Source organism: Streptococcus sp. SO2 (assembly GCF_030440025.1).
This window is the reverse complement of the sequence record NZ_JAQFJH010000004.1, coordinates 86,534-107,976: the sequence shown is the minus strand read 5'-3', so window position 1 is coordinate 107,976 and position 21,443 is coordinate 86,534. Positions and strand designations below refer to the sequence as shown.

The 21,443-nt window shown below is 40.4% G+C and carries 19 protein-coding genes and 1 pseudogene; 5 read left to right on the top strand and 15 right to left on the bottom strand.

Annotated features, from left to right (window positions below; genetic code table 11):
* Positions 1-64 precede the first annotated feature (64 nt).
* The 5 genes from PCY17_RS06050 to PCY17_RS06030 form a co-directional block, all read right to left on the bottom strand.
* A complete protein-coding gene (locus PCY17_RS06050; protein ID WP_301392173.1) occupies positions 65-1,048 on the bottom strand; it encodes a LysM domain-containing protein in 984 nt (327 codons plus the stop codon).
* A gap of 176 nt (positions 1,049-1,224) precedes the next feature.
* On the bottom strand, positions 1,225-1,839 hold the full coding sequence (locus tag PCY17_RS06045) for an HAD-IA family hydrolase (protein WP_301392172.1): 615 nt from the start codon (positions 1,837-1,839) through the stop codon (positions 1,225-1,227).
* Between the two features lie 3 nt (positions 1,840-1,842).
* The gene (locus tag PCY17_RS06040; RefSeq protein ID WP_301392171.1) at positions 1,843-3,123 is read right to left on the bottom strand and encodes an MATE family efflux transporter; all 1,281 of its coding nucleotides are present in this window, start codon (positions 3,121-3,123) and stop codon (positions 1,843-1,845) included.
* A gap of 60 nt (positions 3,124-3,183) precedes the next feature.
* Positions 3,184-4,668: a threonine synthase gene (thrC, locus tag PCY17_RS06035; RefSeq protein ID WP_301392170.1), complete on the bottom strand. Its 1,485-nt coding sequence runs from the start codon at positions 4,666-4,668 to the stop codon at positions 3,184-3,186.
* A gap of 74 nt (positions 4,669-4,742) precedes the next feature.
* Complete coding sequence (locus PCY17_RS06030; RefSeq protein WP_301392169.1) at positions 4,743-6,020, bottom strand: gamma-glutamylcysteine synthetase; 1,278 nt, start codon at positions 6,018-6,020, stop codon at positions 4,743-4,745.
* A gap of 372 nt (positions 6,021-6,392) precedes the next feature.
* On the opposite strand from PCY17_RS06030, the gene adhP reads away from it, so the two are divergent.
* The 5 genes from adhP (at position 6,393) to PCY17_RS12190 (ending at position 10,717) form a co-directional block, all read left to right on the top strand.
* Positions 6,393-7,412, top strand: coding sequence for an alcohol dehydrogenase AdhP (gene adhP / locus PCY17_RS06025; protein ID WP_301392168.1), 1,020 nt, complete (start codon positions 6,393-6,395; stop codon positions 7,410-7,412).
* A gap of 351 nt (positions 7,413-7,763) precedes the next feature.
* Positions 7,764-8,753: a PTS sugar transporter subunit IIB gene (locus PCY17_RS06020; RefSeq protein ID WP_301392203.1), complete on the top strand. Its 990-nt coding sequence runs from the start codon at positions 7,764-7,766 to the stop codon at positions 8,751-8,753.
* Positions 8,754-8,827: 74 nt separating this feature from the next.
* On the top strand, positions 8,828-9,640 hold the full coding sequence (locus PCY17_RS06015) for a PTS mannose/fructose/sorbose transporter subunit IIC (protein WP_075231056.1): 813 nt from the start codon (positions 8,828-8,830) through the stop codon (positions 9,638-9,640).
* A 14-nt stretch (positions 9,641-9,654) separates the two neighbouring features.
* Complete coding sequence (locus tag PCY17_RS06010; protein WP_000818311.1) at positions 9,655-10,566, top strand: PTS system mannose/fructose/sorbose family transporter subunit IID; 912 nt, start codon at positions 9,655-9,657, stop codon at positions 10,564-10,566.
* Between the two features lie 61 nt (positions 10,567-10,627).
* Positions 10,628-10,717, top strand: a complete 90-nt coding sequence (locus tag PCY17_RS12190; RefSeq protein WP_367400507.1) for an IS3 family transposase — start codon at positions 10,628-10,630, stop codon at positions 10,715-10,717.
* Positions 10,718-10,800: 83 nt separating this feature from the next.
* On the opposite strand, the gene PCY17_RS06005 is transcribed toward PCY17_RS12190, so the two are convergent.
* From PCY17_RS06005 to PCY17_RS05960, 10 genes and pseudogenes are all read right to left on the bottom strand, one after another.
* Entirely contained in the window at positions 10,801-11,289 is a 489-nt protein-coding gene (locus PCY17_RS06005; protein ID WP_223299868.1) for a leucine-rich repeat domain-containing protein, read from the bottom strand.
* Positions 11,290-11,558: 269 nt separating this feature from the next.
* On the bottom strand, positions 11,559-11,804 hold the full coding sequence (locus PCY17_RS06000) for a hypothetical protein (protein WP_004238875.1): 246 nt from the start codon (positions 11,802-11,804) through the stop codon (positions 11,559-11,561).
* A gap of 166 nt (positions 11,805-11,970) precedes the next feature.
* On the bottom strand, positions 11,971-12,549 hold the full coding sequence (locus PCY17_RS05995; RefSeq protein ID WP_301392167.1) for a DUF4230 domain-containing protein: 579 nt from the start codon (positions 12,547-12,549) through the stop codon (positions 11,971-11,973).
* Positions 12,550-12,810: 261 nt separating this feature from the next.
* Positions 12,811-14,123 (bottom strand): annotated as a pseudogene (locus PCY17_RS05990) (ISL3 family transposase).
* 138 nt (positions 14,124-14,261) lie between these two features.
* A complete protein-coding gene (gene pepC / locus PCY17_RS05985) occupies positions 14,262-15,596 on the bottom strand; it encodes an aminopeptidase C (protein WP_301392166.1) in 1,335 nt (444 codons plus the stop codon).
* A 110-nt stretch (positions 15,597-15,706) separates the two neighbouring features.
* Complete coding sequence (locus tag PCY17_RS05980) at positions 15,707-16,429, bottom strand: pseudouridine synthase (protein WP_301392165.1); 723 nt, start codon at positions 16,427-16,429, stop codon at positions 15,707-15,709.
* 163 nt (positions 16,430-16,592) lie between these two features.
* Positions 16,593-17,108: a nucleotidyltransferase family protein gene (locus PCY17_RS05975; RefSeq protein ID WP_301392164.1), complete on the bottom strand. Its 516-nt coding sequence runs from the start codon at positions 17,106-17,108 to the stop codon at positions 16,593-16,595.
* A 174-nt stretch (positions 17,109-17,282) separates the two neighbouring features.
* Complete coding sequence (locus tag PCY17_RS05970; RefSeq protein ID WP_301392163.1) at positions 17,283-17,855, bottom strand: nucleotidyltransferase family protein; 573 nt, start codon at positions 17,853-17,855, stop codon at positions 17,283-17,285.
* The gene (gene ruvB, locus PCY17_RS05965; protein WP_301392162.1) at positions 17,836-18,834 is read right to left on the bottom strand and encodes a Holliday junction branch migration DNA helicase RuvB; all 999 of its coding nucleotides are present in this window, start codon (positions 18,832-18,834) and stop codon (positions 17,836-17,838) included. The genes PCY17_RS05970 and ruvB overlap by 20 nt, the downstream gene beginning before the upstream one ends.
* Before the next feature lie 187 nt (positions 18,835-19,021).
* Positions 19,022-21,433 (bottom strand): flavocytochrome c, encoded by a 2,412-nt coding sequence (locus PCY17_RS05960; protein WP_301392161.1) that lies wholly within the window; start codon positions 21,431-21,433, stop codon positions 19,022-19,024.
* Positions 21,434-21,443: the final 10 nt, after the last annotated feature.

Below are 21,443 nucleotides of genomic sequence, written 5' to 3'. Positions count from 1 at the left end.
TTATAAATACTATTTTTACAAAAAAAGAAGCTACACTTTTAAATGTATAGCTTCTTATTAATCATTAGTTCATAGAAACGTGAACGTGGTCATAGTGGTTTTCTGTAACACTACCACGGTCTGGCATTGGATTCCAAGTGTAGGCTGGTCCGTATTTGCTATCGTATGGTGCATAGAAACGTTGTTTCCAGATGATGTAGCTGATGCCACGGCTAGCCATATTTTGGATAGCATAATCTGCAATTTGGTCACCAAGAGCAGAACTTACTGGAACCATAAAGTCAATGGCAAGTCCTTTTCCGTGGTCTCCACTATCTCCTGGACGGTAACCACTAAACGATGTGATTCCGAACAAGTTTGCAATTTCTTCTTTAAAGGCAGCCGTTTGTGGTTGTAAACCTGCATTTTCTGATTTTGAAGCTGCAATACTTGCATAATCAGGTGCTGCTGGTGCTGCATAAGTCGCTGATGAAGCTTGGCTTGCTTCAGCTTGATAAGTTGATGGTGCTGATTGAGTCTCTGCTACAGTTTCTGTAACAGGGGCTTCTGTTGTAGTTTCTGCTACTGCTTCTTCAGTCACTTGTGGTGCTACTGGCTCAACTTGAGCTTCTGTTTCTTCAACTGGTTGAGTTAAATCTTCAACCTGTACAGTTTGGTCATCTACAGTGACTTGGTTGGTTGTCAAATCTGCTCTTGCAGTTGTGCCTTCACCTGCCTGAGCTGTGTCAGGGGTTTGGATTTCAACTTCCGTCACTTCTTCCTCATCATTAACAGTTGTAGTAAGCACTGTCTCAGGGAAAATCAGATCAATATTGCTGATCTTGTTCAAGTTAGCAAGAACGGTCACATCCACTCCCAAAGCTTCGGCAATGGTACTTAGAGTATCTCCATACTGAATCGTATAGCTTGTTTTATTCTCATTCTTAGTAACATCGTTTTGAATTTGCTCAACACTGCGCGCTGTCCATACTAGTTCTTCTGCTTGAGTTGCCAATACAGGGGCAAAGGACAAGGCTACTGTTGATGCTAAAATAATTCTTTTCTTCATACTATCAAACTCCTTTTCAAATGTAGTACCTGTCTATCATAACACAAAGAAAATAGAAAAAAAGCCCTTTTTGGGCTATTTAACAGAACTGTACATTCGTTGTAACAAATCACATTACTTGAAATAGTTTGTTAGTTTCTTGTCATCAGGCTGACACATTCTTCTTAAAGAAAGTTCTAGAAAGAAAGCGAGCTAATGTCTTCTAAACGCTCTATCTGTTGATTACAAGCTGCAGATGAGGCAAGGAAATTGATACTCTGAATACCACTATTTTGGGCAAATTCGATATCCAAAGTCCGATCGCCGATATAATAAGTCTGCTGAGGATTTAATCCATACTTATCTAGAAGATAGATCGCAGCTTCTGGACTAGGCTTCCGAGAAAAGCCACTTTGATTGGTTAAAATTTCTGTGAAATAGTGGGCCAAACCCAAATTTTCCAAAATTGTAAAAGCATTATCCCCTTTATGGGTATAAACAAACTGCTCAATTCCTTGCTGGTCTGCCCAAGCTAAGATTTCACGCGCCCCCGGCATCAGAACAACTTGAGCATTCTTCTCAGCCAAACTCTGAGCACGAACCTGATTGAGCATATCAGCATCCAAGCCTCTTTCTTCTCCCACCTTTTCCAACAGATCTTGAACGGAAGTTTGTAGAATAAAGGCACGAACCTCAGCCTTATCATAAGGAATGTCAAACTGGGCAAAGGTCTCTTCGATTCCTGCTAAGATAGCCTCATAAGAGTCTAACAAGGTCCCATCTAAATCCCAGATAAATCCAATTTTGTTCATGTGTCATCCTTTCAAAGAGATATAGTGCTTATAACGATAGTGCAGGAAGAACCAGCGAAAACCATTATCCAAAAGCGTTCCTGCCCAAATACCAGGCAAGCCCCAACCAAGAACAATTCCCATCAGGTAACCTGTCCCGATACGGATACACCACATTCCGATACTTGTCGCATAAAAGGGGAGGCGTGCATTCCCCAAACCCTGCCAGACAGCTGTATAAATGACTGTTCCCGTCGTCATAGGAGTTCCTAGTAGTGAGAACAGCGTCACCAAAACACTGGCTTTAATAGCCACAGGATCACTGGTGTAGAGGTGACTTAGGGGCGTTCCGAGAGCATAGATAGCAAGTGTTAGAGGCAACATGAGAAAGAGCGATAGCCAAAAAGTTTGCTTACTGAGCTTGTCCACCCTTGCCCAATCATCTTCTCCAACTGCTCGAGCCACCTGCATGACTGTTGCTGTCGCAACACCAAAGGCTGGCATATAATTAAACTGAGTCAAGACTTCACCGATTGCATTCCCTGCGACGGCCTCAGTCCCAAAGGAAACAACCAAAGCAATAATAACCACATCTCCAGCTCGCATCATGAGACGCTCTCCCGCTGCAGGTAAAGCCAAGGTCAGTAAGTCTTTGTCCAGTCCAAAGCTTGGTCTCGTATATGGAAGTTTTAATTGTGACCACAAAATCACAACCCCGATTAAACGAGATAGGATGGTCCCCCAAGCAACACCAGCTATGCCCATATCAAGGATGAAAATAGCGATACTTGAAAAGACAATATTTAAAGCATTGGATAAAAAACTGACATAAAGGGGAAGGCGCGGATTATGAGTGGCGCGAATCAAGGCTCCTAGACTAGTCATCAAGCCCAAGAGGACGATTGTCCCACCAACCAAAGCTAGATATAGTCCACCACTCTCAGCCACAGACGCTTCTGTCCCCAAAAGACCAATCATCTCTTGGCCGGCAAAGATGGACAAGCCCCCTAAAACTAAACTCAGTAGTAGAGTAATCTTGAGCGCTTCTGTCACATGATAGGCTAGTTTAGATTGATCTTTCTGTCCCAAACTTTTGGAAATGACGCTGGAAATAGCCGCTCCCAAAGCAATAAAAATAGCCTGATAAATGGTGATAATATTACCCGCTACAGACACACCCGAAATGGCGATTAAACCCAGATGTGCCACCAGATAGCTATCTACCATCCCCATGAACATCTGTAAAAAATTTTCACCCATGGCTGGCAGAGCTATGTTGAGAATGTCTTTATATTTCTTAAACAATCCTTCCTCCTGATGAAAAGAAACTCAGTTAGTTTCCCAACCGAGTTTACTTCCTCTGTTTTAAAGTCCTAGATAAGATTCTACTGCAGTCTGCATCTCTGCTGCTGCAACAGTTGTCTTGTGACGAACTGGAGCTGTTTCGAGACCATCAACTGCTGGTGGCACTGCTACTCCTGAAATTTCGTGTAATTGAGCCAAGGCTTCAAAATCGCTCAAACCTGATTGCCCAGTTACAGCTTCTACTGCAACCACTGGGAATTTGTAAGGACTAGCTGTTGATGCAATCACAGTCTTAGTCACATCGCCTGTAGCCGCTTGGTATTTTTTATAAACAGCTGAAGCAACTGCTGTATGAGGATCCTCGATATAAGAATCTGACTCGTAGACACGCTTAATTTCTGCAGCTGTTTCTGCTTCTGTCGCATATTCTGCTGCAAAGAGATTCAAAATCTCTGCATCAAAATCTGTCAATTCATACTGACCTTGAGTGTTCAAGGCGTTCATGAGTTCAGCTGTCTTAACCGCATCATTACCCAAAAGGTGGAAAATCAAACGCTCCAAGTTTGAAGAGACCAAGATATCCATAGATGGGCTAGTGGTTACCTTAAACTCACGCTTCTTGTCATAGACACGAGTTTTAAAGAAGTCTGTCAAGACATTGTTGTCATTTGAAGCACAGATTAGCTTGCCGACTGGTAGGCCGATTTGTTTGGCGTAAAAGGCAGCCAAGATATTTCCAAAGTTTCCTGTCGGTACGGTGAAGTTAACCTTGTCACCAGCCTTAATTTCACCAGTTTTAACAAGCTGAGCGTAGGCATACACATAATAGACAATCTGTGGTACCAAACGGCCGATATTCATAGAGTTGGCTGATGAGAACTGGAGCTTATTAGCTGCTAATTTTTCACGTAGCTCAACATCATTGAACATATGCTTCACGTTGGTTTGAGCATCATCAAAGTTTCCATCGATGGCGATAACATGAGTGTTGTCCCCAGTTTGAGTGGTCATTTGCAATTCTTGCACCTTGCTGACACCGTCTTTTGGATAAAAGACGATAATTTCAGTTCCTGGTACATCCGCAAATCCAGCCATGGCAGCTTTCCCAGTGTCTCCAGACGTCGCTGTCAAGATAACAATCTTGTTTTCCAAGCCATGTTTCTTGGCAGCTGTTGTCATAAAGTATGGCAAGATAGACAAGGCCATATCCTTAAAGGCAATGGTTGAACCGTGGAAAAGTTCCAAGTTGTATTGGCCATCTAGTTTCACAAGAGGAGCAATGGCTGGCGTATCAAACTTGCTGTCATAGGCGTTGGTGATACAGTAGTCCAACTCTTCTGCTGTAAAGTCATCCAAGAAAGCTGACAAGACAAGCTTAGCTACTTCTTGGTAAGAAGCGTCCTTTAATGTTTCAAAATCCAAGTCCACCTTTGGATAACTAACTGGAGTGAACAAGCCTCCATCTGTTGCCAAACCTTGCAAAATCGCTTGGCTTGCTGTTACGGTATTTTTCGCATCACGCGTTGATTGATAAACTAATGTCATAAATCTCTATCCTTTATCTATAGTCTCATCCATTATAACATGATTTTTCAGAAAATTCTTCCTTTATAAGAAAATTATAGAGTCAATTTTTCTTTCAAAGGCTCTAAATAGCTCATTTCACTCTGCCCTCTCATCTCAAGACCTTGCTCTGCTATATCTATCAAGTCTTTGGAGAATTGAACAATTCCAGCTGTCTCCTCATCTGAAAGCTGTTTCTGAGAAAACTGGCGTCTCAAAGATTTGTAGTCACGACCAAATCTCTCAAAGAAAGGTGCTGTTTCTAGGTATGTTTTAAGCTTGTCTAGATTCACCAACAAACCTAGATGAAAGGCTGCTGAAGAAAAAGTTCGGTCTAACGGCTGTGTACAAACACTACGGAATTCAACCGTCCCTCTAGTCGTCAAGTCTTGATATTGGTAACTACGGTGCGTTTGAAAATCCTTCTCTTGAGGAACAAGCAGAGTTTCTTTTCCATTTAGAGTATAGGCCAAAACTTCCTCAGTAGCTAGGTAATCTCTAGCCCGAATCGGAGAAAAATAGTAAGTTTCCCCATCTCGTTCTGCTGTAAAAATCGCAGAGTGGTCTAGATAATCAAAGAAATCATCCTCATCTTTGAAGAGTCTGGCATTGACACCAACATTCTCTGGATAAATCCCATGCATGGAAGCTTCCCAAAAAATATCCCGTGAAATCTTAGTATCCCATTCTGCTCCCGAAAACTCAGAATTGGCAAATAAGTAAGCTTTTGCTGCTTCAATCTGAGTAAAAGCATTGATAACTCGTAGGTAGTTAGCAGTCGATACATCCAACTGAACTTGACTCCCACAGATAAAAGCACCGTATTGTGGAAAGTCATGCAAATCAGCTCTATCTTGGCGACTTCCCATATGCAAGTAATCCATCAGCATCTGGTAGCGTGGATAAGCCACCGGTCGATTGTCATTCTGATCCCAGTTTGGATGAATCCCCCAGCCCTGGATAGCATGATCCTTCTCGCCTAGTTTTTCCTGAATGACCTTCATATAAGCCTCGAAGCGTCCTTGGACCTCTTGGATTTTCTGGGCTCTGCCAAAGGCAAACTCCAAGGTCGTGTAGGAAACCTCAAACAGAATCCGATCCTGACTTTTTGGTTCTACAAGTTGAATCGGATTTCCGTCCTGGTCCTCTTTTTCAACTTCCAGGCTAAGAGCATCCACCAAAAAGCGCATCAAATCCTTGCTGACTTCAATATCTGTCGCTTGCCCATTTACATGAACGATAGGAAATTCCAACTCAATACCGATGTAGAGGTCAGGATTTTCTTTGATATTTTTTAAATAACGGTTTTTCAATAACTGAACAGAAGGGGACATAGATACCTCTCACTCTAAATTCTCTTACTAGAAAGATCAATTGCTTTCTATATTATACCAAAATCCCATCGAGAAGAAACTCAGAAAATTTGCTGAAAACCTTAAAGAGGCGATCTAAAGTCAACTTTTCTAGCATTTATAGGTATTTACTTGCCAATGCATCAATCTTACTTGTTCAATTTTCACAGTCTCATCAACCAGTTAAGCGATTACATGATTTTTTACCTCAAAACCATTGTACTATAGTAAATATAGTGATATACTTCACATATAAGTAAATAAGAGGGCAGTTCAAATTCGACTTCACTTGAAAACCTCTCAAGCCAAGCCCCTTTTCCACTGCACCTCAACGAATCATCAAGGAGGATAGCTATGAAAGCTGTTGTTGTAAATCCAGAAGGCACTGGTGTTGCTATTGAAGAAAAAGTTCTCCGTCCACTCGAAACTGGGGAAGCTCTTGTAGAAGTTGAGTACTGTGGTGTCTGCCACACTGACCTCCACGTTGCCCATGGTGACTTTGGTAAAGTTCCAGGACGTGTTCTCGGTCACGAAGGGATTGGTATCGTCAAAGAAGTCGCTCCTGATGTTAAAAGCCTCAAAGTTGGCGACCGTGTCAGCGTAGCTTGGTTCTTTGAAGGTTGTGGTATGTGTGAATACTGTACAACCGGACGCGAAACTCTTTGCCGTTCCGTAAAAAATGCAGGCTACTCAGTTGACGGCGGTATGGCTGAACAATGTATCGTAACTGCAGATTATGCTGTTAAGGTACCAGAAGGGCTCGATCCAGCCCAAGCTTCTTCTATCACTTGTGCCGGTGTTACCACATACAAGGCTATCAAAGAAGCAAAAGTTGAACCAGGCCAATGGGTTGTCCTCTATGGTGCCGGAGGTCTTGGTAACTTGGCTGTCCAATACGCTAAAAGAGTATTCAACGCTCACGTTATCGCAGTTGATATTAACAATGATAAACTTGTCCTAGCTAAAGAAGTTGGTGCTGATATCGTGATTAATGGTCTTGAAGTCGAAGATGTTCCAGGTCTTATCAAAGAAAAAACAAACGGTGGTGCTCACTCAGCTGTCGTAACAGCTGTATCAAAAGTTGCCTTTAACCAAGCAGTTGATTCTGTTCGTGCAGGCGGTCGTGTAGTAGCTGTTGGTCTCCCATCTGAAATGATGGACCTAAGCATCGTCAAAACAGTTCTTGACGGTATCCAAGTCATCGGTTCCCTTGTTGGAACACGTAAAGATTTGGAAGAAGCCTTCCAATTTGGTGCAGAAGGTCTCGTTGTTCCAGTTGTTCAAAAACGCCCTGTCGAAGATGCCATTGCTGTCTTTGATGAAATGGCTGCTGGAACCATCCAAGGTCGTATGGTTCTAGACTTTACTCATTAAGATAAATAATAAATGCCAAAACGAGGTAGGGACAGAAAATCCCACCTCGTTTTTTTGTAATAAAATTTTGACACGACAACTAATTGGACTTGGGGCATTTTTTAGACGCCCAAGAGCACTACTGACGTAAACTTCCTAGTCCCTCTGCTTTTTTATATTAAATTTTTTTACCATTTTATAGACGATTTTATAAAAAGTTGATATATCAATATTTGCAAATATGAAACTTTGAGATTTTTTTCACTCTTTATTATAATTAGTTGCTTTTTTTCTGAAAACGATTTATACTTAAGGAGTCTTAAAGTTTTCTTAAACTACAAGTCAAACATTTTATAAGGAGGAATGACAATAATGAGTATCGGAATCATTATTGCGAGCCACGGTGAATTTGCTGCGGGTATTCATCAGTCAGGATCTATGATCTTTGGTGAACAAGAAAAGGTTCAAGTTGTAACCTTTATGCCAAACGAAGGTCCAGATGATTTATACGCCAAGTTCAACAATGCTGTGGCTGCATTTGACGCAGAAGATGAGGTTCTAGTCTTGGCTGACCTTTGGAGTGGTTCTCCATTTAACCAAGCTAGCCGCGTAATGGGAGAAAACCCTGAGCGTAAATTTGCCATCATCACAGGACTTAATTTACCGATGTTGATCCAAGCTTACACAGAGCGCCTTATGGACGCTGCTGCTGGAGTGGATAAAGTCGCTGCAAACATCATTAAAGAGGCCAAAGATGGCATCAAGGCTCTTCCAGAGGAGCTAAACCCAGCTGAGGAAGTTGCAACTGCTGCAGCTGCTCCAGTTGCCCAAGCTGCTATTCCAGAAGGAACTGTTATCGGAGACGGTAAATTGAAAATCAACCTTGCTCGTCTTGACACACGTCTTCTTCACGGGCAAGTCGCAACTGCTTGGACTCCAGATTCTAAAGCAGACCGTATCATTGTTGCTTCAGATAACGTTGCAAACGACGAACTACGTAAAGAGTTGATCAAACAAGCTGCTCCTAACGGAGTGAAAGCTAACGTTGTTCCAATCAAAAAATTGATTGAGGTTGCAAAAGATCCTCGTTTTGGTAACACACACGCCCTTATCTTATTTGAAACACCTCAAGATGCCCTTCGTGCTATCGAAGGCGGTGTGCCAATCAAGACTCTTAACGTTGGATCAATGGCTCACTCAACTGGTAAAACAATGATCAACAACGTATTGTCAATGGACAAAGATGACGTTGCTACATTTGAAAAAATGCGTGATCTTGGTGTTGAATTTGACGTACGTAAAGTGCCAAACGACACTAAAAAAGATTTGTTTGACTTGATTAGCAAAGCTAACGTTCAATAATCTACAACTTGTTCGATGCTTGTCAAAATAAGTTGTAACACTTTATGAAAATTAAATAGAAAAGGAATAAAACCATGTCAGATATTTCATTCATTTCTGCTATCTTGGTTGTAGTTGTTGCCTTCTTCGCAGGTCTTGAAGGTATCCTCGACCAATTCCAATTCCATCAACCAATCGTAGCATGTACCCTTATCGGTCTTGTAACTGGTAACCTCGAAGCAGGGGTTATGCTTGGTGGATCACTTCAAATGATCGCCCTTGGTTGGGCTAACATCGGAGCTGCCGTAGCTCCTGACGCGGCTCTTGCTTCTGTTGCAGCTGCAATCATCATGATTAAGGGTGGTAACTTTACTACTGAAGGTATCGCAGTCGCAACTGCAACTGCAATCCCTCTTGCCGTAGCTGGACTTTTCTTGACTATGATCGTTCGTACAATCTCAGTTGGTTTGGTTCACTCTGCTGACGCTGCTGCTAAAGAAGGAAACATTACAGCTGTTGAACGCGCTCACTACTTTGCCCTCGCTCTTCAAGGTCTACGTATTGCTATCCCAGCTGCACTCTTGCTTGCAATGCCAACTGAAGCCGTTCAAGGCGTATTGGAACTTATGCCAGAATGGCTTAAAGGTGGTATGGCTGTCGGTGGTGCCATGGTCGTTGCCGTTGGTTACGCTTTGGTTATCAACATGATGGCTACTCGTGAAGTATGGCCATTCTTCGCTATCGGTTTTGCTCTTGCAGCAATCTCTCAATTGACCTTGATTGCCCTTGGTGTCATCGGTGTTGCCCTTGCCTTCATCTACCTCAACCTTTCTAAACAAGGTGGAAACGGTGGCGGAGGAGCTGCAACTTCTAACGATCCAATCGGTGATATCCTAGAAGACTACTAGAAAGGGGAACAATCATGGCTGAAAAAATTCAATTATCAAAATCAGATCGCCAAAAGGTTTGGTGGCGTTCACAATTCCTTCAAGGTTCTTGGAACTACGAACGTATGCAAAACTTGGGTTGGGCTTACTCTTTGATCCCAGCTATCAAGAAACTTTACACTAAAAAAGAAGACCAAGCTGCTGCTCTTGAGCGTCACCTTGAGTTCTTCAACACTCACCCATACGTAGCTGCTCCAATCATGGGGGTTACTCTTGCACTTGAAGAAGAACGCGCAAACGGTACTGACATCGATGACGCTGCTATCCAAGGTGTTAAGATTGGTATGATGGGACCTCTTGCTGGTATCGGTGACCCAGTCTTCTGGTTTACAGTACGTCCTATCCTCGGTGCCCTTGGTGCATCACTTGCTGCGACTGGTAATATCGTCGGACCACTTCTCTTTTTCTTTGGATGGAATGCTATCCGTATGTCTTTCCTTTGGTATACACAAGAGTTTGGTTACAAGGCTGGATCTGAAATCACTAAAGACATGTCAGGTGGTATCTTGAAAGACATCACTAAAGGAGCTTCAATCCTTGGTATGTTCATCCTTGCCGTTCTTGTACAACGTTGGGTATCTATCAACTTCACTATCAACCTTCCAGGTAAACAATTATCAGAAGGTGCCTACATCGTCTTCCCAGAAGGTCCTGTTACAGGTGGAGAATTGAAGGGTATTCTTGGTCAAGCACTCAGCGGATTGAGCTTGGATAGCGTTCAACCACAAACCCTTCAAGGACAGTTGAACTCATTGATTCCAGGATTGATGGGACTTCTCCTTACTTTCCTATGCATGTGGTTGCTTAAGAAAAAAGTATCTCCAATCACAATCATCCTTGCCCTCTTTGTAGTTGGTATCGCAGCTCGTTTCTTCGGTATCATGTAATCTCGACGAGAATGTATAAACAAAAAAAGAATCAGGTTTATCACCTGATTCTTTTGGCTCTTTGTCAAATAGTGTTGATGAAGAACCTAATGAAAAAAGAATCCAACAAAAATTGGACTACCTGTCTCCGGTTGAATACCGAAGACGGTAGCCCTAGGGTGTTTTTATTAAATTCTCACTTTTTGGGGTCAGTCCCTAAGCCTGATAGTAATTTTTTGTTCATACTATTCCCCTTTAGTCATTTACTACTTTAAGTTGCATTGCTTTAGCTACTTCTTCTGCCTTTGATCCCTTAGGTGTATGGATTTCTACATCTGGGTTACAGTTATCCACAAAATAGAAGTATTCTGTAATTTCTGTTACACTTGCTGGAATTGTAATAGATTTAATTGATGATGTCCCCCAGAATACTAATGTTCCAATACTCTTTGTTCCTTCTGGGAATACAACTGATTCTAATGAACTGTCAGAGTTGAAAACATCATCTTCTACTGTTTCTATTGACTTACCAAAGTGGACATACTTTAACTTATTGTCAATCGTAAACGCACCTTTTCCAATATATCGTACTGTATCTGGTAAAACGATTGCCTCACAATGTTTCAAGTTCGCAAGACCACGTTCTCCAATTGCGATAACAGGTTTACCTTTAATTTCCTTTGGTACACGAACAACCTTATCGTCAGAAGTACAACTATAGATGACATAACCTTCTTCCCACAAATATACGCATGTTAATATATTAATATCTTTAAGGATTTATAACTATAGTTCCTTAATTTTCCCAGTAAAAAAACGAAAGGCACCACAAGTTATTTATGTGTTTTCTTTAAACGATTCATGTACTTCTGTCGCAACTTCTCACCCGCCTTTAATTGCGGTTGCGATAGATTGAGGACCTAAATATGCATCCCCTGTTATTAGTTCATTTCTATTGTATTCTGATGTTGACCGAAAGTCAAATTTTTACCTTTCATCTAGAACACTAAAGTCTACTTTTGTTCAATTGCTGCAACGACAAGGTCACATGGAATAATATGTTCACTACCTGCCACTTCATGCGTTGATCTTCTTCCACTTTCATCTGATTCACCAAGTTCCATTGTAATAACCTTTACACCAGTTACTTTCCCACTCTCATCACGCAATACTTCTTTAATATTCTCTAAGAAATGGAATGTAACACCTTCATTGTGTGCATCTTTGATTTGTAGTGTAGCTTCTAGTATATTGTTCATATGGTCATCATTCTTTTGTTTTAGGTTTCAGCGCTTTTAATATAATGGATGTTGGCCTTTTTGTATACACTAAAATAGGGTTGGTGGAAAATTTCCATCAACCCTAAAAATTATAGAACCACACAAAACCCTGACCAGAGATGGCCAGGGTTTTGTATTTCAAAAATTATTCTGTAAATTCTATAGTTACTTTTACTTCAGAATCCATTGAAGAAAATATTGTTTTATAATAATTGATTGCAGATTCTTTAATTTCACTCTTAAATTTATCTAAATACTCTGCTTGTTTATCACTAGAAAGTTGGTTAGCGACCAATTTCCCAGTATCAATATCTTCTGTAGTTCCACTTAATAACTCTCCATGACTATCATATAAATCATAAGGATTATCTTTTGAAAGTTCAACACCAATTACTTCCAATTTTGGAACAATAACCTTATATTCTTTTTCGCTTATTTGTTCAACCTTTACACTACTTTTAATTCCAAATTTAGCTTTATAATTTAAAATTACTAATGCTGCTTTTTTAGAGAACGGCACATCTAACCCAAAAACTTGAGTTGTTTTTGTTTCAGAAATAATTTCATTAATTCCCGCATTCAAAAATACAACTTCATTCACTTTTTCAATACTTTCGATATTAATTGACGATTTGACTTCTGATTTATGTTCCTTAGGTAAGAAAAATAGCACTCCAATAGCTATAATAGCTATTAATACCACATTCAATAGTACACTAAACATATTAACTTTCTTCTTTAATATAGACAAGATAAAAAAACCTCACTTTAAATAATCTATCTAAATTTTACACATTCTAAAGAAAATAGTCAATATTTTTTCGTACTATCTTCTAAAATTAATTGTGCCTATTAAAAATGAAATTAGTTTGTTGCATTTGATTATATTTTTTGAACACCAAATCCATTTAAAATTGAGTGCTATTTTGAGCACTAAAAAAGGGCTCTTTGTCAAATAGTGTTGATGAAGAAATTTAGGAAGGGATTAAGCAACTAATTGTTGCTTAATTCCTTTTTGTTTTGGGCCAAACATTTTTGTTATTAAAATAATCCTATTTCTAAAATGGTAATAGTTTCTAAAGCCGTAGGCATTTCTTTTAAGCACTTTTATTTTATTGTTTATTCCTTCAATAGGGCCATTTGTTCTAGTTGGATACTCACAAGTATTTTGAATATATGGCAAGTAAGTAATTAGAGTCTTTAATACCCTTTTTAAACCAGGAGATAGGTTTAATTGTGTAGCTGCTTCAATCGTTTTCTTGAATTCTATATAATCTCTGTCCTGAATACATTCACGAAGTGAATGTACAACCTCATAATCATTTTTAAGAGATGGATTTTTTTCTAAGATATAATCTACGATTCCACTTGTTATGAAGCTTTCAAAAAGCTTATAACGATTATATTTATAGTTCTGAAATTCATTAGGGTTCTTTAAAATTAACTTCCAATAATGTTTTAACTTTCGATATAATTTAGGATTTTTATAACGATGCTGATTCATGATACGTACCCGAGTTCAATTTAATTCTCTATTCAAGGATTGTACAATGTGAAAAGGATCAATGATAATTTTTGCGTTAGGAAACATTTCTTTTATTAATTGAATGTATGGCAACTACATATCGATGGAGATAGTTTTCACCTTTAATCTAGTCTTAGGCTCAAAACGATAAAAATATTGTTTCAAACTGTAAGATTTTCTATCTCGTACAACATCGACCAACTTGTGTGTAGTGCTATCACAAATAATGAAGCTCATATTGCTATCGGAAGATTTAACAGATTTAAATTCATCAAAACACAAATGCTCAGGTAAATCATGTAATGGTTTAATCGTTAATAATCGTGCTGTATCATCTATGATACGTCTAACGGTATGAATTGAAACATTTGTTTCTTTGGCAATATATGTTTCAGATACTGTTTCACTTATTTTGCCTTAATTTCATTTTTTAATCGTTTCGAGATATGACAGTATTTTTCTACAATTCGACTAGTATCTGCAGTAAATGAAGAACCACATTCTCTACAGAGAAACCTCTGCTTTCGTAGCTTTAAGTAGGCCGGAAGGCCTGAAACAGAACAGAGAGTGATACGAGAAGTTTTCGTCCCGTTTTTAACAATATTGTTATTTTGGCTAACGCACCCACAAACGGCACATAATTATGGTTTATGCGTATATGTAGCTGAATAAAATAAAGATTTTCTATTTTTAAATATATTCTCTTGAACTTTATCATCCCAAATAATGTTTTTATCTTTGATTTGTAGCGTAGCTTCTAGTATATTGTTCATATGGTCATCACCCTTTTGTTTTAGGTTTAAGCGCTTTTAATATAATGGATGTTGGCCTTTTTGTATACACTAAAATAGGGTTGGTGGAAAATTTCCACCAACCCTAAAAATTATAGAAACATTCTTTTTATATCTCATTTATTCTGCCAAGGCACCCATTGGATCCCATGGTGCAAGGACGATTGGTTCTGCTTCGTAAGCAGCTCGTTCTTCTTCTGTTAGTAATTCCTTACGAACAACGATTTGGTAAGTGTATTCGTCCATCCAAGCATCTGAGGCAACAAAGTAACCATCTGTTCCAACCTTGTCTCCCCAAGAGTTTTCAACTTTCCACTTGATTGATTTACCATTTTCATCCAAATCAACACCTGTCAAGACCATCGCATGGGTCATCAAGCTTTCACTGTAGTCCAAACGTCCTGCCTTGTCTTGAGTGAGTTGAATGTCCATGCTTGATTCAAAGTCATAGACATCTGTCGCAAGGATTCCGGCTTTACGGTTGCTGAGCTGGCCAACATCTGAACCAAACCAAACAGTTTCTCCTGTCTGCATTTGGGCAATCGCCAATTCTTTCAAACGTTCCATCGGTACGTTGATGTAGCGAACTGCACGGCTTCCAACGACATTTCCCAACATCTCAACTGTGTAAGATTTACCGTAAGGTTTGTCAGCAGTTGGAGCATTGATCACAGAAACGTAGTCTTCTAGTGGAAGGTCAACGTATTTCTTGTAAAACTCTTGTGGTGTGATGCCTTTTTCGCTTTGGTAGTTGTTGTCCTTATCACGATAAGCAAAGTCAAATTTACGTGGTGGAAGTCCTAGTGACATGGCAAGGAAGTTAAAGATCTCTTGCAAGAGGTCTTCTTTCTTAGCTTGAACAGTCGCTTGGTCTGCGCCAGAAGCCAAGAGGTCACGCAAGATTTGAGCATCTTGACGAAGCAATTTGTTAAGGATGGCATTAAGCTCACGACTGCTACTAGATGAAACAGACTCTGGATAAACAGACTTAGGAACGACACCGTATTTTTCAAAGAGAGCTACAACCATATCCCATTGTCCACCATCTTGTTGTGGAGTTTGGAGTAGGAAGCTAACCTTGCGGCTTGTCAATTCTTGGTCTGCAGTCGCAATGACTTGCTCCAAGAACCAGTTAGATTTTTCATACTTGTCCCAGAAGAAGGTGTGGGCTTGTGACAATTCAAAGTTTTCAAGTTTGTATTGAGAGATGAGTTTGTGGCGGAAAGTATTAAGGGCTGCAAACATCCAGCAACGACCAGATGCTTTCTGGTTAGTGACCTTGTCCTTAGTCAAGTCAAGTGAGAAAACAGGTGTGTTGTCTACATGGCTTTGACGACGCTCAAGGGCTGCAAAAATTCCATTGTGGCTAGCTGCATTTTCAATAGCTTGGTATTTGACATTTGCTTCATAATTAGCAAATAATTTATCTGTAAATGATTCTTGAATCGCGTTCATAAAATCCTCCTTTTATTCTACAGTCTATTATAACTCTTTTCACAAAGGAAGCAACCAAAAACTGAAAAAGGTAAGGATATTTTCCTCACCTTTTTCAAAGATTACACAGTTTACCCAACACTTTCGAGCAAGCTTTCTAATTCCTCTGTGGTCAAGCGACGCCATTCCCCACGCTTCAGATTTTCATCCAAGGTTAAAGTTCCCATGGTCAGACGTTGCAAGTCCACCACTTCCTTACCACAGTAGGCAACCATGCGTTTAACCTGATGGAATTTCCCTTCTGCAATGGTCACACGAACCAGACTTTGGTTTTTTTCTCTATCAAGAGATACAAGCTCCAGCTTGGCAGGCTGACAGGTAAAGTCTTTTAGCGGAATCCCTTGTGCAAATGTCTCAACATCCTCTTGGGTCATGATTCCATCGACCCGCGCCAGATAGGTCTTATCCACATGGCGTTTTGGTGAAAGAAGAGCATGAGCCAACTGGCCATCATTGGTCAAGAGCAAGAGTCCATGCGTATCGATATCCAAACGCCCTACTGGGAAAACTTCCTTTGAACGAGCTAAATCATCTAACAAATCCAACACAGTCTTATGTTTAGGATCTTCAGTTGCTGAAATAACACCCTGGGGCTTGTTCATCATATAGTAAACAAACTCCTCGTAGTCTAGCTTTTGCCCGTCAAAACAAATCTCGTCTGTCTCTTCATTGATTTGTAGCTTGGCAGATTTTTCCTTTTTACCATTGACCATCACACGCCCAGCCTTTAGAAAGTTTTTTACTTCTGTCCGACTTCCTACAGCGCAGGCAACTAAAAATTTATCTAATCTCATAGCACTATTATACCATGAACAAGCTTAATCTTAGTACAAAAATAAGCCGCCTGATTGGGCGACTTTATTTTATAGGGAGATTATTATGAAAAATTTTTAGGAGTTAAAGTTAAGTTCTTCTTAACTTTTGAGATAAGTATACAACTCCTAACTTAAAGTTTCCTTAAGTATTTTTAACTGTGAGATTTTTCCATTTTTCTTGCCAGTTTTTCTTGGATAAACGCTTTTGATAAAGCTTCATTCGGTCTTGACTTTCTAAGAAATGAGGAGTTGGACGAACTTGAAAATTCAAAATATTCTCCAAACCATAAGGGGCAAAGAGCTCTAAAGTTGCGTCAGCTTGCAAGCGAAGTCCTACTGCCGTACAACATTCAGGATACTTACTCATGGCATCGCAGGAATTTCTATACGGAGGTGTATGGGGACTATGCTGATGCATATAGACTTGATTTTTCAGCTCCCACTGATACTGGGGAAAGTCCTCTCTCAACTTGCTTTCTATAGCCAGCGTATCTTCATAACTCACATCTGGGTCAAAGAAAATCACATCCACATCTGTTTCACGGTCAAAGGCTGGCTTATCTGACAAGAGATTCCAGATAAAATTTCGGACCGAACCTGCTGCCAACCAGGAATCTTTCAACTCCAAATCACAGATGATAGTTAGAATAGCCATCATGTCAGGACTTTCTCTGAGAGCGTCTAAGAGTTCCGCCTCATTTTACAAAAAAAAGCCGCCTGATTGGGCGACTTAATTTTTTATAGGGAGATTATTATGAAAAAGTTTTAGGAGTTAAAGTTAAGTTCTTCTTAACTTATGAAATAAGTATACAGCTCCTATCTTAAAGTTTCCTTAAGTATTTTTAACTGTAAGATTTTTCCATTTTTCTCGCCAGTTTTTCTTAGATAAACGCTTTTGATAGAGCTTCATTCGGTCTTGATTCTCTAAAAAATGAGGAGTCGGACGAACTTGAAAGTTCAAAATATCCTCCAAACCATAAGGCGCAAAGAGTTCTAAAGTTGCGTCAGCTTGCAAGCGAAGTCCTACTGCCGTACAACGTTCAGGATACTTACTCATGGCATCGCAGGAATTTCTATACGGCGGTGTATGGGGACTGTGTTGGTGCATATAGACCTGATTTTTCAGCTCCCATTGATACTGGGGGAAGGCCTCCCTCAACTTGTTCTCTATAGCCAACGTTTCTTCGTAACTCACATCTGGATCAAAGAAAATCACATCCACATCCGTTTCACGGTCAAAGGCTGGCTTATCTGACAAGAGATTCCAGATAAAATTTCGGACCGAACCAGCCGCCAACCAGGAATCTTTCAACTCCAAGTCACGGATGATGGTCAGAATAGCCATCATGTCAGAATTATCTCTGAAAGAGTCTAAGATTTCAGTCTTATTTTTCACTGTATTCATACCCCAAATGTTCATATGCCTTAGCTGTCGCGACCCGACCTGAGCGAGTTCGCATGATAAAGCCTTTCTGGATTAGGTAAGGTTCGTACATATCCTCAACCGTCTCACGTTCTTCAGCGATATTAACCGAAAGAGTTCCTAGACCGACAGGACCGCCACCGTACATTTCAATCATGGTACGGAGAATTTTCTGGTCTACATAATCCAAACCTTCATGGTCTACATCCAGCATAGTCAAAGCCTTATCCGTAATCACATCATCAATCAAGCCATCGCCCATAATCTGCGCAAAGTCGCGAACGCGCTTGAGGAGACGATTGGCGATACGAGGAGTTCCACGACTGCGTAAAGCTAACTCCGAAGCAGCTTCATGGGTAATTTCCATCTCAAAGATATCTGCCGTCCGCTCGACAATCTCTGTCAAGTCAGCATGAGTATAGTATTCCATGTGACCAGTAATCCCAAAACGTGCACGAAGAGGATTTGAAAGCATGCCAGCACGAGTGGTCGCACCAATCAAGGTAAAAGGTGGCAATTCCAGATGAACGCTGCGACTGGTTTCACCAGCACCGATCATAATGTCGATGTAAAAATCTTCCATGGCACTATATAAAACTTCCTCAACAGCCATGGGCAAGCGATGAATCTCGTCAATAAAAAGAACATCTCCTGGCTCCAAGTCATTCAAAATTGCTACCAAATCACCTGCTTTTTCAATGACAGGACCTGACGTCTGCTTGAGATTAACTCCCAATTCATTGGCAATGACAAAGGCCATGGTCGTTTTCCCGAGACCTGGAGGGCCAAACAAAAGAACATGGTCCAGCGCCTCATCACGCATTTTAGCCGCCTCGATAAAGATTTGAAGCTGATTCTTGACCTTGTCCTGACCGATATATTCACGTAAATATTGGGGACGGAGGGTACGCTCTACCAACTCCTCATCACCCATGATTTCATTATCTAAAATTCTACTCATGTTTCTATTATAGCAAAAATCCCGCCTACAAACAAAAAAGCCACCTGATTTGGTGGCTTCTTTAGGGAGATTATTATGAAAAAGAAAAGTTTAGGATTTTTTATTAAATAAAGTTAGGAGGTCTTTACTTAATAACTATATGATACAAGAGAAGGCTTAAAGTTAGCTTAAGAATTTAAATCCATTATTAACAATTTTCTTGAACAGCTGTTTGACCTGCAATACGTCCAAACGTAAAGATATCCGTAAGTGAATTTCCTCCTAGACGGTTACCTGCATGAAGTCCTCCTGCGACTTCTCCGGCAGCATACAAACCAGGGATAATCTGACCTTTTTCATTTAAAACATGTGTTGAAGTATCAATCTTGAGTCCACCCATTGTATGGTGAACAGCAGGTTTTCTTGGTGTTGCGTAGAACGGTGCAACCTCACACTTGAGATCAAAACTACCTTTATTAAATTCAGGGTCAAATCCTGCATCAACATAAGAGTTGTACTTCTTGATTGTATCTGCTAACACCTGTGGATCCATACCAATTTGAACAGCCAACTCTTCTATCGTATCTGCACGGTAGAGAGTTCCTGCTTTGACTTGAGCATCGATTTTTTCTTGGCTAGTATTGTAGGCTGTTGCCTTGATGCGGTCATCTGCAATCAAGTAGAACAAGCCACCATTATCAATCGCTGCTTGAGATAGCTTGTCTCTGCTACCGTACTCATCTACAAACCGCTTACCTTCAGTATTTACCATGATGAAGTTAGCTGGAGGAACTTGAAGTCCTGAGAAGAGGGCTCCTGTCACTGGATCGGATACTGGCATCATTTGACTAAAGCCCATACCCACTAGATCTGCACCTACACTTTGACCTAAGATGATTCCATCTCCAGTTACAGCTGGTGTATTAGAGGTGGCAATATCATCCGCGATTTCGGTCCAGTAAGTATTGTATTTTTGTAGCATCTTGGTATTGGCACCAAATCCTCCAGAAGCTAGAACAACAGCATCTGCATTGACAATAATGGTTTGACCGTTACGGCCTTCTGCTCTGACACCTTTGACAACCCCTTCTTCTACAAGCAATTCTTTGACTGGAGAGTCCGTCAAGATCTTGCCTCCATTTTCTAGAACATATTTTTGTAGAACCGAGATAAAGGCATAACCCATTGGTTGAACCGGCTTATGGCCACGGCGCCAAAGGGCTCCAACTGGCATTGTTACTTCACTACGAACAAATTCAACACCGATGTCTTCCAACCAGCGAACAGACTCTAGGGCACGTTCAGTCAATACAGAAACCAAATCATATTGGCCATGAATTTCATGTCCTTGTAAATCTTTTCGTTTTCCACCGATATAAGTTTGGATACGGTAAAGTAAGGTAGAATCAAACAAATAGCTTGGATCTTGCAAATACTTCTCAACCTCAACCTTCAAGGCTCTAAAGTCCTCTAAATATTCTGGGTCAATCGTTGATTCATCTGTCGCAATCAATTCTTGAAGCGTATGTGCCTCACCTGGATGAGCTGCGAAGGTTCCTTGCCATGCTGGATCTGGCGCATTCATTGGGCCACCCGCACGAACAGTATTTCCTCCAATTGCTGGGAACTTCTCAACAACAATCGGCTTCTTACCAGCTTGCAAGACTGCAGCTGCCGCAGCTAAACCAGCACCTCCACCTCCGACGATGACAACGTCTGCCTGATAGGTTTTATCTTCTTTATCTAGGGCAGATGGTGCTTTTGAACGTTTGCGTAAAACATCCGGATTTGCACCAGCTTGTTTAACCGCACGCGCAACTCCGTCCAAGACACCATTTGAAGTCACAGAAGCTCCTGATACCGCATCAACATTTAAGGTTTGCCCCTCAATGATTTCTGCTGGAATACGGGTGAAGACGACATCTGCAATCCCTGAAGATTCTCCAGAAGAATCGATTTCAATTTTTTCAATACGATCTTCTGAAACTGTAACGTCCATCGGTAATTTACCATTATGACCTTCAGTTGTAACATGGTAAGTTCCTGGTTCAAATCGAATTTCTTCAGGAAGATTTAGTTGGTTTGCAACAGATACAAAGCGAAGGAAACGATAGAAACAGCTATCTAAGAAATCAACAGTTCGCTCATCTATCAGATCTCCATTTGCATCAAATGCTCGATGAGCTCGACCAAGTAAAAATTCACTTCCTGGCATAACTGTTGCATTTACTCCAGGTGCATCAAGAATCTGACGAAGATGAAGTTGGGCACGTGAAGAGCCTTGAACATCATAGGAAGCTCCGACAATCATGGTTGGCTTCCCATCTAGTGGATGAATGTTAAAAGACAACCATTCGAGCAAACTATTTAAACTTGATGGGATTGTATGATTGTGTTCAGGTGTAGAGATGATGACACCATCAGCTTCTGAAATCGCCTCGTTAAACTTCTGAATAACAGGTGTATCTGTTTGATCATCTGTTTCATTGAACATCGGTACATCGGTAATTTCTAAAATCTCAATGTCAGCTTTTGACGCAAAATGTCTTTTCATAAATTGCAACAAACTACGGTTATAGGATTGTTTGGCATTGGTACCAACAATAGCTACTAATTTCATGGATTGTTCT

What these genes read in the sequence shown, in the direction of transcription:
- PCY17_RS05975 (WP_301392164.1), bottom strand. Translation starts at nt 17,108, where the DNA reads ATGATGGCTATTCTAACTATCATCTGTGATTTGGAGTTGAAAGATTCC.
- PCY17_RS05960 (WP_301392161.1), bottom strand. Translation starts at nt 21,433, where the DNA reads ATGAAATTAGTAGCTATTGTTGGTACCAATGCCAAACAATCCTATAAC.
- PCY17_RS05970 (WP_301392163.1), bottom strand. Translation starts at nt 17,855, where the DNA reads ATGAATACAGTGAAAAATAAGACTGAAATCTTAGACTCTTTCAGAGAT.
- PCY17_RS06000 (WP_004238875.1), bottom strand. Translation starts at nt 11,804, where the DNA reads ATGAACAATATACTAGAAGCTACACTACAAATCAAAGATGCACACAAT.
- PCY17_RS06010 (WP_000818311.1), top strand. Translation starts at nt 9,655, where the DNA reads ATGGCTGAAAAAATTCAATTATCAAAATCAGATCGCCAAAAGGTTTGG.
- adhP (WP_301392168.1), top strand. Translation starts at nt 6,393, where the DNA reads ATGAAAGCTGTTGTTGTAAATCCAGAAGGCACTGGTGTTGCTATTGAA.
- pepC (WP_301392166.1), bottom strand. Translation starts at nt 15,596, where the DNA reads ATGAACGCGATTCAAGAATCATTTACAGATAAATTATTTGCTAATTAT.
- PCY17_RS06045 (WP_301392172.1), bottom strand. Translation starts at nt 1,839, where the DNA reads ATGAACAAAATTGGATTTATCTGGGATTTAGATGGGACCTTGTTAGAC.
- PCY17_RS06030 (WP_301392169.1), bottom strand. Translation starts at nt 6,020, where the DNA reads ATGTCCCCTTCTGTTCAGTTATTGAAAAACCGTTATTTAAAAAATATC.
- PCY17_RS05995 (WP_301392167.1), bottom strand. Translation starts at nt 12,549, where the DNA reads ATGTTTAGTGTACTATTGAATGTGGTATTAATAGCTATTATAGCTATT.
- PCY17_RS06020 (WP_301392203.1), top strand. Translation starts at nt 7,764, where the DNA reads ATGAGTATCGGAATCATTATTGCGAGCCACGGTGAATTTGCTGCGGGT.
- PCY17_RS05980 (WP_301392165.1), bottom strand. Translation starts at nt 16,429, where the DNA reads ATGAGATTAGATAAATTTTTAGTTGCCTGCGCTGTAGGAAGTCGGACA.
- thrC (WP_301392170.1), bottom strand. Translation starts at nt 4,668, where the DNA reads ATGACATTAGTTTATCAATCAACGCGTGATGCGAAAAATACCGTAACA.
- PCY17_RS06015 (WP_075231056.1), top strand. Translation starts at nt 8,828, where the DNA reads ATGTCAGATATTTCATTCATTTCTGCTATCTTGGTTGTAGTTGTTGCC.
- PCY17_RS06050 (WP_301392173.1), bottom strand. Translation starts at nt 1,048, where the DNA reads ATGAAGAAAAGAATTATTTTAGCATCAACAGTAGCCTTGTCCTTTGCC.
- ruvB (WP_301392162.1), bottom strand. Translation starts at nt 18,834, where the DNA reads ATGAGTAGAATTTTAGATAATGAAATCATGGGTGATGAGGAGTTGGTA.